Origin of the sequence: Bacillus sp. WP8 (assembly GCF_000800825.1) — a bacterium.
In the GTDB taxonomy this organism is placed as follows: domain Bacteria; phylum Bacillota; class Bacilli; order Bacillales; family Bacillaceae; genus Bacillus; species Bacillus safensis.
Window position 1 is genome coordinate 2,334,014 of the sequence record NZ_CP010075.1, and the last position, 15,281, is coordinate 2,349,294.

The 15,281-nt window shown below is 35.9% G+C and carries 24 protein-coding genes and 2 pseudogenes; all 26 read right to left on the bottom strand.

Annotated elements, in window-relative coordinates; all coding sequences use genetic code 11:
- Position 1: 1 nt before the first annotated feature.
- The gene (locus QR42_RS11720) at positions 2-1,012 is read right to left on the bottom strand and encodes a serine hydrolase domain-containing protein (RefSeq protein ID WP_039180120.1); all 1,011 of its coding nucleotides are present in this window, start codon (positions 1,010-1,012) and stop codon (positions 2-4) included.
- A 6-nt stretch (positions 1,013-1,018) separates the two neighbouring features.
- Complete coding sequence (locus QR42_RS11725; protein WP_235354768.1) at positions 1,019-1,483, bottom strand: MarR family winged helix-turn-helix transcriptional regulator; 465 nt, start codon at positions 1,481-1,483, stop codon at positions 1,019-1,021.
- 90 nt (positions 1,484-1,573) lie between these two features.
- The gene (locus QR42_RS11730; RefSeq protein ID WP_039180123.1) at positions 1,574-2,299 is read right to left on the bottom strand and encodes a DsbA family oxidoreductase; all 726 of its coding nucleotides are present in this window, start codon (positions 2,297-2,299) and stop codon (positions 1,574-1,576) included.
- 139 nt (positions 2,300-2,438) lie between these two features.
- Positions 2,439-2,996, bottom strand: a complete 558-nt coding sequence (gene hxlB, locus QR42_RS11735) for a 6-phospho-3-hexuloisomerase (RefSeq protein WP_039180125.1) — start codon at positions 2,994-2,996, stop codon at positions 2,439-2,441.
- Positions 2,993-3,625, bottom strand: a complete 633-nt coding sequence (gene hxlA / locus QR42_RS11740; protein WP_039180128.1) for a 3-hexulose-6-phosphate synthase — start codon at positions 3,623-3,625, stop codon at positions 2,993-2,995. Before hxlA ends, hxlB begins: the two co-directional genes overlap by 4 nt.
- A gap of 239 nt (positions 3,626-3,864) precedes the next feature.
- Positions 3,865-4,221: a transcriptional activator HxlR gene (locus QR42_RS11745; RefSeq protein WP_012010675.1), complete on the bottom strand. Its 357-nt coding sequence runs from the start codon at positions 4,219-4,221 to the stop codon at positions 3,865-3,867.
- 75 nt (positions 4,222-4,296) lie between these two features.
- Positions 4,297-5,166, bottom strand: coding sequence for an alpha/beta hydrolase (locus QR42_RS11750; protein WP_039180131.1), 870 nt, complete (start codon positions 5,164-5,166; stop codon positions 4,297-4,299).
- 80 nt (positions 5,167-5,246) lie between these two features.
- Positions 5,247-5,396: a hypothetical protein gene (locus tag QR42_RS19370; protein WP_162473403.1), complete on the bottom strand. Its 150-nt coding sequence runs from the start codon at positions 5,394-5,396 to the stop codon at positions 5,247-5,249.
- 18 nt (positions 5,397-5,414) lie between these two features.
- A complete protein-coding gene (locus QR42_RS11760) occupies positions 5,415-5,762 on the bottom strand; it encodes a YxiJ family protein (protein WP_039180134.1) in 348 nt (115 codons plus the stop codon).
- Between the two features lie 192 nt (positions 5,763-5,954).
- Positions 5,955-6,425 (bottom strand): hypothetical protein, encoded by a 471-nt coding sequence (locus tag QR42_RS11765; protein WP_039180138.1) that lies wholly within the window; start codon positions 6,423-6,425, stop codon positions 5,955-5,957.
- A 160-nt stretch (positions 6,426-6,585) separates the two neighbouring features.
- Positions 6,586-7,186, bottom strand: a pseudogene (locus tag QR42_RS11770) (hypothetical protein).
- Between the two features lie 48 nt (positions 7,187-7,234).
- Positions 7,235-7,864, bottom strand: a complete 630-nt coding sequence (locus QR42_RS11775; protein WP_039180141.1) for a hypothetical protein — start codon at positions 7,862-7,864, stop codon at positions 7,235-7,237.
- A gap of 24 nt (positions 7,865-7,888) precedes the next feature.
- On the bottom strand, positions 7,889-8,041 hold the full coding sequence (locus QR42_RS19645; protein ID WP_235354819.1) for a DUF2750 domain-containing protein: 153 nt from the start codon (positions 8,039-8,041) through the stop codon (positions 7,889-7,891).
- On the bottom strand, positions 8,034-8,273 hold the full coding sequence (locus tag QR42_RS19650; RefSeq protein WP_235354769.1) for a DUF2750 domain-containing protein: 240 nt from the start codon (positions 8,271-8,273) through the stop codon (positions 8,034-8,036). The genes QR42_RS19645 and QR42_RS19650 overlap by 8 nt, the downstream gene beginning before the upstream one ends.
- Positions 8,274-8,326: 53 nt before the next feature.
- Positions 8,327-9,007 (bottom strand): hypothetical protein, encoded by a 681-nt coding sequence (locus tag QR42_RS11785; RefSeq protein ID WP_039180143.1) that lies wholly within the window; start codon positions 9,005-9,007, stop codon positions 8,327-8,329.
- 66 nt (positions 9,008-9,073) lie between these two features.
- Entirely contained in the window at positions 9,074-9,256 is a 183-nt protein-coding gene (locus tag QR42_RS19755) for a DNA-binding protein (protein ID WP_144246082.1), read from the bottom strand.
- A gap of 221 nt (positions 9,257-9,477) precedes the next feature.
- Entirely contained in the window at positions 9,478-9,888 is a 411-nt protein-coding gene (locus QR42_RS11790) for a hypothetical protein (RefSeq protein ID WP_039180146.1), read from the bottom strand.
- A gap of 9 nt (positions 9,889-9,897) precedes the next feature.
- A complete protein-coding gene (locus tag QR42_RS11795) occupies positions 9,898-10,296 on the bottom strand; it encodes a hypothetical protein (RefSeq protein WP_039180149.1) in 399 nt (132 codons plus the stop codon).
- 328 nt (positions 10,297-10,624) lie between these two features.
- A pseudogene (locus QR42_RS11800) lies at positions 10,625-11,686 on the bottom strand (RHS repeat domain-containing protein); the annotation flags it as partial.
- Between the two features lie 6 nt (positions 11,687-11,692).
- Positions 11,693-11,875, bottom strand: a complete 183-nt coding sequence (locus QR42_RS11805; RefSeq protein ID WP_039180154.1) for a hypothetical protein — start codon at positions 11,873-11,875, stop codon at positions 11,693-11,695.
- Between the two features lie 18 nt (positions 11,876-11,893).
- Positions 11,894-12,241, bottom strand: coding sequence for a YxiJ family protein (locus QR42_RS11810; protein WP_039180157.1), 348 nt, complete (start codon positions 12,239-12,241; stop codon positions 11,894-11,896).
- A 57-nt stretch (positions 12,242-12,298) separates the two neighbouring features.
- The gene (locus tag QR42_RS11815) at positions 12,299-12,697 is read right to left on the bottom strand and encodes a YxiG family protein (RefSeq protein ID WP_039180160.1); all 399 of its coding nucleotides are present in this window, start codon (positions 12,695-12,697) and stop codon (positions 12,299-12,301) included.
- 47 nt (positions 12,698-12,744) lie between these two features.
- Positions 12,745-13,221 (bottom strand): hypothetical protein, encoded by a 477-nt coding sequence (locus QR42_RS11820; RefSeq protein ID WP_039180163.1) that lies wholly within the window; start codon positions 13,219-13,221, stop codon positions 12,745-12,747.
- 39 nt (positions 13,222-13,260) lie between these two features.
- Positions 13,261-13,944: a DUF7003 family protein gene (locus QR42_RS11825; protein ID WP_039180166.1), complete on the bottom strand. Its 684-nt coding sequence runs from the start codon at positions 13,942-13,944 to the stop codon at positions 13,261-13,263.
- A gap of 23 nt (positions 13,945-13,967) precedes the next feature.
- Positions 13,968-14,576: a hypothetical protein gene (locus tag QR42_RS11830; RefSeq protein ID WP_039180169.1), complete on the bottom strand. Its 609-nt coding sequence runs from the start codon at positions 14,574-14,576 to the stop codon at positions 13,968-13,970.
- Between the two features lie 56 nt (positions 14,577-14,632).
- Positions 14,633-15,262 carry a hypothetical protein gene (locus tag QR42_RS11835; RefSeq protein ID WP_039180171.1) on the bottom strand — a complete coding sequence of 210 codons (630 nt, stop codon included), beginning with the start codon at positions 15,260-15,262 and terminating at the stop codon, positions 14,633-14,635.
- Positions 15,263-15,281 lie beyond the last annotated feature (19 nt).

The window sequence follows — 15,281 nt, forward strand, 5'->3', positions numbered from 1 at the left end:
CTCATTTTATTTTAGATTCCAGCATATCCATCAGATCATACGCTATACGATCGGGAGAGTCTTGCGTGATTCGATTACGGTAGTTGGATAAAACGACCACGCCTGCTTTTGAATGCGGGCGAAAGCCAATAAAACTGGAGAATCCCGACGTCGCCCCATTATGGCAAATAAGTCCTGTGTCATCGATGACCCAGCCGAGTCCCATTGACATGTTCCTGCCCATATCCCCTCTTGGTTCATGCGTGATTTTCCAAAAAGAATCCGCATCTGCGTGTAGATGGGCCGAGAGAAATGACAATAAATCTGTGATGGTCGAGCGAATAGCGCCAGCTCCTTGATAGTCAAGCATATGAAGCGGCGGAACCTCTTTACCATTTTCTCGATGACCTAAGATCATCTTTGATTTTATATCATCCTTGATAGTAATAAAGGTACTTGATAGATGAAGCTCATCCACGATATATTCCATCAATAGCTGTTCATATGTTTTGTGACGAGACCAGCCCATGATTAAACCAAGCAGCCCGACACCCACATTGGAATAACGAGATGGAAAGCTTTTTGGCTGATTCCACTTTTTCGAGTTTAACAGTTTCATTAATTCATCGAGTGAATATTGACAGAACATATCTCTTCTCACTTTAGGAAGGAAGCATAGCTGCAAATCTCTAAGAAGACGATGCGGAGGAAGTCCAGACGTATGGGTTGCCAGCTGCTCTATTTGAATGGGATGATTCTTTCGAATATGAGAACAATACAGTGAAATCGAATCATCGAGTTTCATCTGCCCTTTTTGCAACATGCTTGACAATATACTTGTCGTAAAGACTTTTGAAATCGAGCCAATCTCAAAAATGACATCCTCTGGCTCCACTCGCTTTTGTATAGGGTGATCCCCGAAATGAAAGACATGTGTTTCCCCTTGATGAATCAATCCGATCACAAGCAGTGCGTCCTTCTTTTTCTCTATATAAGAGGAAGCGATTCTCTGTACTTCTTGTTTGAGCGTCATTCATTCTCATCCTTTCTCTTCGTTTTGATGTGGGATCAATTGATCGAGCTTTTCATAAATCGATATCAATGTGGAGATCTCATCGAGGGATAATGCTGAATAATATTTTTCAATAATCGCAAGCTCTACCTTTCTCATATTCTCGAGGTACGTTATGGCCTTCTCAGAAAGTTCAACATGCAATTCCCTCCGATTATGCGGGTTAATGCTGCGGCAAATCCATTCTTTTTTTTCAAGCGTGTTTAACAATTGACTCACTGCACTTTGAGTGATACCTAATTGCTGGGCAATTTGAATAGGAGAACTTCCCCCTTTCTGTTCAATAAAATTCAGTACAATATGCTGCTTATCGGTTAACTCATCTACAAATAATTCTTCAAACTCTAATCGGAGCTTTTGATGGATGCGAGCTTCGATATTGTTTAGCTCTTGGATCATAGCTGTTTTGGATATCAATTTTATCATCTTCATAATTAAGATACCTTAATCATGAAGTAAACTTTATATTAATTCAACAAAAATCCCCATCTTTTAGAAAGATAGGGAACTTGCCTTTGCCTATTACGATTCTTCTTTAGGGGAAGGCACCGCACATACGCCATCTGCACATGCTGCTTCAAACGCATTGTCAGCAGCTTTCTCTGCTTGAGCTGCTTCCTCTGTCCAAGCTGTTTCAAGTGCGCGCAGGAACGTATCTGCTGGCTGTGCACCTGCCACTGAATATTTGTTATTGATTAAGAAAAATGGTACGGCATTAATACCAAGCTGTCTCGCTTCTTTTTCATCTTCTCGTACATGATCTGCAAATTCCTCGCTGTCAAGAGCTTGCTCTACTTCCTTTAAGTCAAGACCTGCTTTTTCTGCAATGTCTATAAGAGTTTGACGGTCACCAACATGCTTTCCATCTGTAAAATACGCTTGAAACAGCTCTCCCATGACGAAATCACCTTTCCCCTTTTGACCAGCATATTGCGCCAATCGATGAGCATCAAAAGTGTTTGTCAACACGAGCGGATCGAATTGAAAATCGATTCCTTTCTCTTTACCAGCCTGCTTCACCTGCTCATTCGTTGCCATGGCCTGGCTGCGGCTCATGCCATATTTTTTGACAAGCATATCGTGAACGTCATGATCGACATCAACAGGTGCATGTGGATCAAGCTCAAAGCTTTTAAACTCTATCTCTACCTGTTCCTTCTCTGGAAATTGTTCTAGCGCTGTTTCCAGCTGTTTTTTTCCTATATAACAAAAAGGACAGGCGATATCTGACCAAATTTGTACTTTCATGTTCATCTTCCTTCCGTGCTGCACTTTTTCTTTAACGATGTAACAATTATAGTTACATCAAATAGATGATGTCAAGATTCTGATCTTGATTTAAATGAAAAAGCCTCTCCTTTTAAGAAAGGAAAGGCTTTGAAAATATCTATTCTAAATTTGCATGGTGACCGTACATTGTATGTGTGTCGAGCTCTTTTATTTCCATTAACCTTAAAATGACCGCATCGTATGTCAGAAGAAGCGATTGCTCAAATAGTGAGCCCATTGGCTGAATGGTATGATGGTTTCCTTCCTGTTGATCCTTCGGTGCACCTGACAATAAGATGACTTCATCCGATAAATCAGCTAAAGGTGACTCAGCAGAAAGCGTGAATGCTGCCACTTTTCCGCCAATTGCTTTTGCCTTTTTTGCAAGGACGAGTAAAGACTCTGTACGGCCAGAGCCGCTCCCGACAATCAAAAGATCCTCTTCTGTAAAAGAAGGCGTATTCGTTTCTCCAATTACATATGCCTTGACGCCAATATGCGTAAGTCTCATCGCAAACGATTTTCCCATCAAGCCGGATCTGCCCGCACCTGTCACAAAGACTTTTTGTGCAGATAAAATCTTTGTGACCAGACGCTCTGCTTGTTCGTCTTGAATGGCAGACGAATGATCAGAAAGCTCATTTAAAATGGCTTTCACATAGTCGCTGGTCTTCATGATTGTGCGATCAGCTGTTTCATTTGTGCAGCCACTTCTGCTTTATTGTCCTGGCTTGCAATACCGCCGCCGACAATGATTAAATCAGGGTTTAATTTCACGACTTCAGGTAACGTATCAAGCTTAATTCCACCTGCAATCGCTGTTTTCGCTTGCTTGACAACTTCTTTAATCGTCATAAGATCAGCAAATGAATTTTGACCAACCGCTTGCAGGTCATAGCCTGTATGCACACAAATATAATCGACTCCAAGCGCATCCAGCTCTTTTGCACGGCCTGCGATATCTTTGATGCCAATCATATCAACTAAAATTTGTTTTCCTCTTGCTTTCGCTTCTTTCACCGCTCCTTGAATAGACATATCTTCTGCCGCTGCAAGAATGGTGACGATATCTGCTCCAGCTTCAGATGCCTGCTGCACTTCATAGCCGGCAGCATCCATAATTTTCAAATCAGCGAGTACACGTAAATTCGGAAAAGCCTGCTTGACTTCTTTTACAGCACGAAGCCCTTCGTTAATCACAACAGGTGTCCCAATTTCGACCACATCAATGGATGCTTCTACTTCTTTGATCAGCTCAATTGCCTCTGGTATATTCACTAAATCTAATGCTAATTGTAATTTCATCAACTTTCACTCCCGTTTTTCATCTCATCTTCAAGAGCTCCGCGGATGATGCATCTTGAACGATGAAATGAGTATAACAACAGGAATGACGCAATGTAAGTACGCACTTTTTTTTTACATACTATACTTTTCCGCATATGGTTACAAAAAAGATACTGTCTTTTGGGCAGTATCTCAGGGTAAAGACAAAGGGCTAAAATAAAGTTATTTTAGCCCTTTGTCTACAATCGGTAGTCTTTCTATTTATCATCTTTTAAGAAATTGCTGTCGAGATACTGTTTTCCCCAATCATACATCGCCTCTAAAATCGGCATTAAGCTTTCTCCTAATTCTGTGAGAGAATACTCAACCTTTGGCGGGACGACAGGATAAACCTCCCGGTGCACAATGTGATCTTCCTCTAATTCTCTTAGCTGATTGACAAGCATTCTTTGCGTAATCCCAGGCATTAACGACTTTAACTCACCAAAACGTTTTGTCCCTTCTCTGCCCAGATGCCATAAAATCAGCATTTTCCACTTACCGCCGATAATATTCAGCGTCAGCTCCTTTTCGCAGTTGAACACTTTATTTTCCATTCGTGATGACAACGACATACACTCCTTTAATAACAAACCACTTAGGTTTTATCATAACTGCAACAAAATGGATTGCCTAGCATATGGTCTTCGTTATTGATTTTGTTTTTTAACAAAAGCCATCACAGCCTCCGTCATTTTTTGTGCTTCTTTTGGCGCCCTGTCTGATCCAAACCATTTGTTCAAGTCACTGTGGCTCAGCGTATGCACCCGAAAAACAAACCGAGAGCCTTTGTCATGATTCAGTTTTTCAGCAAATCTGTACACCTCAGGATTTTCCCAGCCCGTGACCAAATAGACAGGTGGTAAATTCTTTTGATTCATATAAGTGACAGGTGATGCCTTTGTCCAGTTCTTCTCTTGTTTGCCAAAGACTTTTTTGTACGATGGGATGGCTTGTATAAATTGATTGATGTTTAACGGCCCATCTAAAATCACGATGGAATTGATCGTTGTTGGCGACAGCCCCACACGTTTTAAGTAGGTCGAATCTGTGGCAACCAGCGCCGTCAAATGACCGCCCGCTGAGTGACCCATGACATTGATTTTTGATGAATCAATTTGATACTCATCCGCATGATCCTTCACCCATTTAATGGCGTTTACCGTATCATCTGCCATCTGCTCATAGTTGGCATTAGGGTGAAGCCTGTAATTCATCGAAACAAACACATATCCTTGACCTGTAAAATAATCAGCTTTAGAAGCGACTCTATTCTTATCGCCGCCTGTCCAGCCGCCGCCATGGAGATAGATCATGACTGGATGCTTCTTCTTTTTGTCTTCATCTTTGCCCTTCGGCATATACATATCGAGGGTTTGCTGTTTATTTTGTGTGTCTGCATAATGGATGTTTGTCGTCGGTTTAGGCTGGTTGAAACGGAACACAAAGAATGCGCATACCAATAAGCCAGCGATGACCGCCGCAAATAAGAGCCATTTCAAGATTCGATTCAATGTCATTGCACCTTTCTGTGTTGGGATGGGGAAACATGAGTAGAAGATATGTAGATAAACTAGCACCATTCAATTCGATACTAGATTCATATTGGATGTGCAAAAGCAAAACAATTGATCAAGTCGTCATATTCATTATACTCTTTAAAGTAGTGGAATTCATTGATTTGCTTTAGATGACTGATATCGAAATCAAGGATTTGCTTCTGGATTTTTCCATCTAAAAACCATGTCATTGTTTGTCCTCCAAGACGTTATTGTATAAATGCAATGATTCGTTTTCTTGTTTCTTCATGGTATTGAACGTAGGAATGCAATAAAGGATACGATTCAAGGATATGTTGAAACGATTTGATTTGAGGGAATTGCTCTTCAAATGACTGACGCAGCACGTTTAACTGTTTTTTGGGTATTCGTTTATGATCGATCACATAACTTAAGCTGCCTGCAACAAGTGAAAAAAATAAATAAAAATCATCTGAGGGCATACCAGTTTCTTCTTCAAAAGAGACGATATCATCTGGATAAGCGGAATCTAATAAGTATTGATAACGCTGCTTCAAATCATTGATTAAGCCTTGTTTATCTTGGCTGAACTTCATGGACCTTTCCCCTTTTCTCTCATTGTTTCTAAATTCTCATCTAGACTTTTATGTTAAATAGAAAATTTGCATTTGCATCAGATTCTTCAAGTATTTCATTGTTCAAGTGCCATATCCCATGAGGATGGTAGCTGCATTAGATTCATCTTTCTAAACTACTAAACATTTCATTTACTCTCCTAACAAATCATGTCACGGAGTTTGTATATATTCTTCAAATGATATAAAGTCCGCTTTTTCTCGAAATTCGCTTAAGATTTTCTGATCTCCTGTAAAAATAACATCTGTCGAATCAAAAAAACCGATTTCGAACACAGCTTGAGGAATAACGGGTGTATAATTTACATCCCAATATTTTTCATTTTCATCAATTTGAGGTATTGAGTTGATATTCAAATGATGTACATGACGAGGCAATGCGGTCAAAACAGCGAATATAAATGAATAAGAATAGTCATTTAAGAATTTTTTGAAATGTTCACCCTTTAGAAATAAAAAATCCATATAATCTGGCATCACTTCTGATTGGGATTGATTTTTACTATCATGAAGCATTGTGAGTGTCACATCGCTTATGACCCAGTTGTAGTCTTCTACGTTTAAATTCACTTTCTTAACTAATTCATTTGCTTCGAATAAATCTTCTGCTAATACGATTCTCATATACTTGCTCCATTTCATAAAATTTAAATCCCATTAGGCAAACTAAAAATATTCTACAGTATCGAAGTCTGTCCATAATTTCCAATCAGTGTTCGTGTTTACATTTAAAATCAATAAATCTAATCTTCAAATACATAGAACATGTAGATATATGTAAAATTTATTTTCTAGTTTTATAATTTCGAATAAGTTCTTTTTTAAAATCATCAGGAAGTCTTTGATTCGGAAATACAACTGAAATCCAACCTAATACAACCTCATCTAGAGTTCTCCACGTTTTTAACGTTTGGCTATTCATCTGTTCTAATTGATGAATCGCTAATACTCCTATCTCATAACCTCTTTCGCCATAAATGATCCATTTCGCAGAAGGGGAAACCCATATCACACGTGAAGTAATATCCATTATGCTATCATTTACACTCTCTATCGGATAATCCGTTAAGAGATCCAGGTAACCACTTGGTGTAAGGTTTAACGGGATTTTCACCCAAGGATAATAACCAAAACTATGATAATAATCATCCATCGTCTTCTTCTCATCTAATACTGCCATTAGTATATATTCATCTCTATGGTTCAAAGCTAAATCTTTTAGTGTCTCCCAGCTATCGTCTGATAACAACCAATGAAATTCTTCGAATAAGTATTTTTGTTTTCAACACTTGATCAGGGAATGTCTTTGTCCTGTGAACGAGCATATGAATAAATGATTGAACATGTTCAAATTCTTTTGGATCGGATATAAACAAATGTTTCACTTTATGCTCCTTTTATATCTTTGGGTGAGTCTATCATCAGTCATCATTTCACCGCTTGTAACATGACGCATAATGAGATAGCATTTGATTGAGATAGTCATCAAATGTTTTTTGATCCTTCAATATTAGTTCTAGCCAATTTGCTAAATCAGGGTGGTTCAGTGGCTTCCACTCTTCTTTTAATAACCTATTTTTCACAGAATTTTTTGTTGACACCATACCTATGATACAAATTTCCATATCTCTATCTCCCCAAATTGCCCACTGTAAAGAATGAGATAACCAGACCACTATGTTCGAATTCGTGATTATATCACCCGCTATGTAACCTTTTGGGTGCGTCCATAGTGCATTTACATAATCCTCATCTGAAATGTTCACACTCGTTTTCAGCCAATTATAATAACCAAATTCCTTCAAATAGTATTCGGTTGGATCTGGTTGAAGGACTGCAGTCAAAAATTCTCTATCTTGTGTAACATTTGATAACTCTTTTATTGTTGGTAAAATATCATCACTCAATGCCCAATCAAACTCTTGAAACAAAAAACAATCAAAATTCTTACGGAAAACTTGTTGTGGCAGCATTTTATTTTGGTCAAACACATTGTCCACTAAATTCTGATAGGATTTGAATTCTTCTTCTGAACGAATAAATAAGTCTTCAAGCTGTTTCAAACAAATGCCTCCACTCGTGTCAATCTAGTAGTTTTTTAATTCTTCCTCTATATCTTTCTTTAATGTTTGAATTTCAATTGAAACCGAATCTTTTCGATTATAGAAAATGGACGGATTGATTCCATCTGCTATCATGCCCGGAAGCCACTCTTCTATAAAATCGTCTAAATCAATCATTTCTGGCACTGTTTTTTTCCCATGGATCGATTGCGCTATAAGCGGCATGATTCTCTGTCGGCCAAAAATGAAGCTGCGGCACACCATGTTCATCCTCTGACATCACCCATCCATTCTCATTTCTTAATGACCAAACCTCTTCAAAATCAACAATCTTTTTGATGAAATAGGCATAACGCTTTTTCGCAGATAACTGGATGGTGGTTTCTAATTCTTTCGGGTGCATGGTCATTGCGTCACTCCTTATCTATTTATTTACTGTAGAGCGCGACATGATTTTAGAGATTACTTATTGAATACGACGACCCCATATGGATTGTAAAACAAATCATCTTCAGGATAAAAATCGTATTCAATCAGATCTAACTTTATTTGCTGACCTTCATCATAGATAATCTTTTCTTTTAAAGTTTCTCTTTTTTCTTGAATAGATTTGTTTATCCAATTTAAAAAGTGCCGCTCTATTTCATCAGCATGAAACCCTTCAAACATCATTTCAGGCTCTCCAAATTGTTGAAAACCACTGGTGACATACACAACATCACTTTCTTGCACAATAGAAGTCATATATTGATAAGTGTTGAATTTTTCCATTAAACTTAACCATGACTCCTTCATAAAAGATCGACCAGATGATTCAACTTTTATCGCCGTGCCATCAATCTTTAGTAAAACCGTAGTACATTGTACAAGAGCGTTTATTTCTTCTAAAGATTCAGTCATCCCAATGATATATAAGCATGTTTGATGCTTATCTATTTGTTTAAGTTCTTCTGCATTGAATTGTTCTTTTGGAAGGAAAGTCTCGCTTAATTGATCAATATGATCAACTACTTCAAGGTCGTAATAAGTTCCAGTTAGTTTATGTATAATTCGATGATTAACATATATATAATCATTCAATTCTTCGAGTTCTTTTAAATGATGTGACCAAAATCCTGGAATTGCGATAACTGTTTCAGGCATAAAATTTACTCCTTTTATTTAAATTAAGGCTAAGCCATAAGAATATAACAAGATGTTCTATAGGAACTATTTGTATTTTTCTAACCAGTCATTCAAATCATCTACAGAATGTAAGTAAGAATTAGGTGAATCTTTCAAATCAATTCCACTCAAAAGAACCAACATATCCCAAACTTGATCATCGTCTATTTCTGGATCGTCTGAAGAAACGTAATTTTCAGCCCAATCAGAAACTTGTTCTCTGGTGATCGTCCCCTATAAGACACGGAGTAAGACAAATATTAATAAAGCTGTTATAAATCATCAATTCCGACTTATTTTTTCTGTTTATGAATAAAAAAAGAATATTTAATATGAAATACCATATTAAATATTCTTTAGGGAGAATAGCCGTTATTACTTAGAATCTTTTACAATACAACTCTCTATATACACAAACAAAAAATTCAACAAATTGATAAACTTCTTGCCTAGTTAGCAATATTTTTATAACTAGATATGAAGTGTTCTAGCTGATTCTTTAAGTCTATTATTTTGAATTGGTCTAAGTTTAATTCAAAATCAAGTGTTTCTTCAAAATCAACTTCATTATATTCAAGTTTAATTAAAGTTTGTTTAGTGCTTCTTTCAATTATAACTTTAAGTTTTCCGTCTAATGAACTTGATACATTTTTCTTATTAACATGTAAAAGACTTTTATGCCAACTGTTGAAGAAACGAAGATTTAATTCAATTTCTTCAAAGCGAATGTAAATATTTTTTTTAGATAATAATAATTGACTTACAAAATGATAACCATTATCAAATTCATCTGACTGTTTGGCTCTCAGTATCTTAAATTCTATTTTGTCATCATTATTTATAAAACTAAAACTCTCCATACAATCCTCCTAAAATACAGAGATAAATTCTACTATGTCATTATGCAATGATTTCAGCAAAAAATGATCTATTTTCTGCTCAAGATAAATAGTACATTGCGGATTTTCAGAATCTTTACTGATAATTATAGAAAAAGTATAATCATCTACTTTTTCTATAATTAGTTCAACTTGTTTTGTAAAATCTCTCAAACAGCACTCTTTTAAATGACCGTTAAGTATACTTTTTACATCAGCCAAAAATTCATTCAATAACTTCTTATTAAAATTAAGTTTGTAAAGAAGAATTTTTTTATTTAAGGATGAGTAATCAAATCGACATGTAAATATCTCATTTTCACCCTCAATATATTCATCTAATTCAAGTGAAATCTGGCAAATGGTATTGTTTAAAGAAAAAACTTTCATGTGTATGCTCCTTATTAAGGTTACCGGAAATCTAACGTTTCTTTTTCTTCTTAATATCTTCATAATGGAAATGTCGAATCTTTTTTGATTTCGAATTATATACAACCTTGAGTTTGCGTTTTTTTTCATTTTTATACATAGTCGTCCAATATGCGCTATAACCTTTTGCTCCATCATATCCCTTTTTACCTGTTACTATAGCAGTAGCTAAATAATACCTTGGTACAGATCTGGATGGATCTTCAGCATGTTCAGCAGCTGTCGAATCGTATTTTAAAATTTTTGCTAACTTATTTATTCTTTTACTATCCTTTTTTATTTTTTTGCTTTTCTTAGATTTCTTAGATTTCTTAAAGCCTTTAGATATTTTTTTTATACCTTTTAACTTTCCACCACCTAAAAATCCTGATGCGGCTGCAACCGTTACACCCTTCCAATCTTTTCCTGATTTATAAGCTTTGTATCCGTCATATGCCGCAAATCCTGCATTGATAACAAACCATACCCAATGACCGTCTGGGTCTACATTCATGACTGGGTTGTTACTTCCATAGGTATATCCGTTTTGATCTAGTGAATCTCCATCGCTTCCTGGGTCTGGATCTAGTGACAAAAATACGCCGTTTCTCGGTTCATAGTAGCGGGCGATTAAATAGTAAAGTCCTGTTTCTTCATCGAAGCGGTAACCAGCATAGCGATATGGGTTTCCTTTTACTTCTTCATCTTCTTTTATTTTAGTTGGAACGCCCCATGTATCGTATTCGTACTCGGCAACGATTTTTCCTACACTATTTGTGATGGCTATGACATCACCGTGTGCATTGTAGTGATAGAAATATTTGTTTTCATTTTGCGTGAATGCAAGGAGTTGTCCACTGTCACCGTATGTGTATGCTTTTGTGACTTCATTGTCTCCATCTGTTTCGTATAAAACATTCAGGCTGTCGCCGTCATAAAAGTAATTGGTGACTTTTCCATTCACTGTTTTTTGAATTCTATATCCACGCTCATCATATTTGTAAGTGACAACTGGCTTGTCTTCGCCTTTTTTCGTGATAGCCGTTATGTTATCTTCTGCATCCCATTCATAAAGGAATTGCCTGTCAGACGTTCGGTTGCCATTTTTGTCATAAGTTAAAGTCTCATCATTTACCTTTGTCAGCTGGTTCATGATGTTGAATGAAGCGTTGATTGTTTTTTTAGTGCCATTTTTTTCTGTTGTGACTGTTTTTCTGTTCCCAAATCCATCATACGTGTACTCAATGACCGTTCCATCTGGATGAGTTTCTTTAATCAATTGATCTAATTTTCCATACTCATAACGAATCTTCCCGTTACTTCCTTGATCAATCGTTATTCTGTTTCCATTTTGATCATATTCGTAAGCTTCGTTTGCTTAACCAAAAATGTCTGCTTTATGGGTTGCAGATTCGTATGGGATGTGTAGATGAATACAGTTGATCAAGTCGTAATGTTCATTATACTCTTTAAAGTAGTGAAATTCATTGATTTGCTTTAGATGGTTGATATTGAAATCAGGGATTTGTTTCTGGACTTTTTCATCTAAAAACCATGTCATCGTTTGTCCTCCAAGAGGTTATTGTATAAGTGCAATGATTTGTTTTCTTGTTTCTTCATGGTATTGAACATAGGAATGCAATAAAGGATATGACTCAAGGATCTGTTGATACGATTTGATTTGGGGATATTGCTCTTCAAATGACTGACGCAGCACGTTTAACTGTTTTTTCGGTATTCGTTTATGATCGACCACATAACTTAAGCTGCCTGCAACAAGTGAAAAAAACATATAAAAATCATCTGAGTACATACCAGTTTCTTCTTCAAAAAAGATGATTTCATCTGGATAAGCAGAATCTAATAAGTATTGATAACGTTGTTTTACATCATCGAATAAATCTTGTTTATCACGGCTGATTTTCATGGATTTCCCCATTCTCTCATTGTTTTTAATTCTTATTTAGGAGCTAATGAGATCTTCCTATACACTGCAAATAAATTCTTGTGAATCAAAACATACGTTTTTCGATTCTATTGCGAGTAACATCCCATTGATGTTAAATAGAAAATTTGCATTTGAATCAAATTCTTCAAGAAGTACATTTTTAAGGTTCCCTATCCCTTGAGGATGGTAGCTGCATTCGAAAATTTGCCAATTCATCTCTTCTTGTATCAATTCTTCAAATCTATCATTACCTTCACCCCCATTATAATAAAAACTCGCCACATTCATAAATCGCAATTCATGTTGAGTAACTTTATTTAATTCTGATACTTTTACGCTCAGTATTAATTCTTTATGAAACAAATCAAATGTGACTCCAAGTACATTACAACCACCATCTAGATAATCGATCCATTTTTGTACACTATTAAACATCTCATTCACTCTCCTATTTTTTCAGGATGAACTCTATTCTTATCATGTCACAGAGTTTGTAAATATTCTTCAAATGAAATAAAGTCCGCTTTTTTTCGAAATTCGCTTAAGATATTTTGATCTCCCGTAAAAATAACATCTGTCGAATCAAAAAAACCGATTTCAAACACGGCTTGAGGGATAACGGGTGTATAATTCACATTCCAATATCGTTCATTATCTTCAATTTGAGGTATTGAACTGATATTCAAATGATCTACATGACGAGGCAATGCGGTCAAAACAGCGAAAATAAAAGAATAAGAATAGTCATGTAAGAATTTTTTAAAATGTTCACCCTTCAGAAATAAAAAATCCGTATAATCCGGCATGACTTCTGAATGAAATTGATTATTCCAATCATGAAGCATTGTGAGTGTCACATCGCTTATGACCCAGTTATACTCTTCTACGTTTAAATTGATTTTCTTTATTAATTCATTTACTTCGAATAAATCTTTTTCTTTTGCTAATACGATTCTCATTACTTGCTCCACCTCATCAATTTAAAACATCAGACGAAACTAAAAATATTCTACAGTATCAAAATCAGACCATAATTTCCAGTCAGTGTTCGTGTTTACATTGACAATGAATGTTGGATCTTGATAGATCAAACTCTTAGCAATCGATTGAAAAAAAGAAGATTGACTAGGTAGTTGACCATCCGTTTCTGGATGAAACCATGATTCAGTTGTATAAAGCGGTTTATCATATACATGCTGAACGATGTCAAATTGTTCTTGATCTGTCATCCATAATCTATCCAGTAAATCTCGGTGTTTAGCTATTTCTCTTAACAAAGTAATCCATTCATTTTCTTCTGTTACATTAGCTTGGCATGACTCTGGTATTTGAATATTAAAATAGTCTCCATTTAATTTAATTCGTAAAGGATGCTTTGTGAACCCAGGTTCTATCTCACCTTCATCTATTATTTCATGATGATGATCCACGAAATCAAAAAGCTCATCCAATAAAAAATTGATTGATCCATTCTTCAACTCATGACCAATAGCAAAAAAATCAATAGCCGGTCCTACCTTCGATAAACCGAATAATTGAATCGTGATCAGCCAATTTTCCTCTCTAATAAATAGAGCAAGCTTCCCTTTGGCAAAATCAAAGTTCCCATTATCTAATAGAGGAAACTCTTTATTTAGGAAAGACTCATCTAGTATAGATAACACATTGTCTATTTGATTCATGTCTTCCTCCTTATGAAGTTATTTCATTCTACGTTTGTATAATTCCGAATCAGTTCTTTTCTAAAATCATCAGGAAGTTTTTGATTCGGAAATACAACTGAAATCCAACCTAATACAATCTCATCTAAAGTTCTCCACGTTTTTAACAATTGTTTATTCATTTGTTCTAATTGATGAACTGCTAGTACTCCTATCTCATAACTTCTTTCGCCATAAATGATCCATTTCGCAGAAGGGGAAAACCATATCACACGTGAAGCAATATCCATTATGCTATCATTTACACTCTCTATCGGATAATCCGTTAAGAGATCGAGGTAATCACTTGGTGTGAGGTTTAACGGGATTTTCACCCAAGGATAATAACCAAAATCATGATAATAATCATCCATACTCTTCTGCTCATCTAATACAGCCATGAGTATATAGTCATCATGATGATTCAAAGCTAAACCTTTTAACATTTCCCAGCTATCATCTGATAACAACCAATGGAATTCTTCGAATAAATAATGAGGGGGGTTCGTTTGCAACACTTGATAAGGGAATGTTTTTCTCCTGTGAACGAGCGAATGAACAAACGATAAAACATGTTCAAATTCTTTTGGATCGGATATAAACAAATGTTTCACTTTACGCTCCTTTCATATCTTCGGGTAAGTCTATCATCAGTCATTGATACTCCATTTCAACGCTTGTAACATGACGCATAATGAGAAAGCATTTGAGTGTAATAGTCATTGAATGTTTTTTGATCCTTCAATAATCCTTCAAACCAATTTGCTAAAACAGGGTGATCCATTGGTTTCCACCCTTCTTTTAATAACCTATTTTTCACAGAATCTTTTGTTGATACCATTCCTATGATACAAATTTCCATATCTCTATCTGCCCAAATCGCCCACTGCAAAGAATGCGATAACCAGACCACTATGTACGAATTCGTTATGATATCATCTGCTATAGACTCTTTTGGATGCGTCCATAGTGCATTTACATAATCCTCACTTGAAATGTTTACATTCGCTTTCAGCCAATTATAATAACCAAATTCCTTCAAATAATATTTGGTTGGATCTGGTTGAAGGACTGCAGTCAAAAATTCTCTATCTTGTGTAACAGTTGATAACTCTTTTATGGTTGGTAAAATATCATCACTCAATGCCCAATCAAACTCTTGAAACAAAAAACAATCAAATGTCTTACGGAAGACTTGTTGTGGCAGCTCTTTATTTGTGTCAAACACATGATCTACTAAATTCTGATACAATTCGAATTCTTTTTCTGAACGAATAAATAAGTCTTCAAGCCGTTTCAAATAACTACCTCCACTCTTG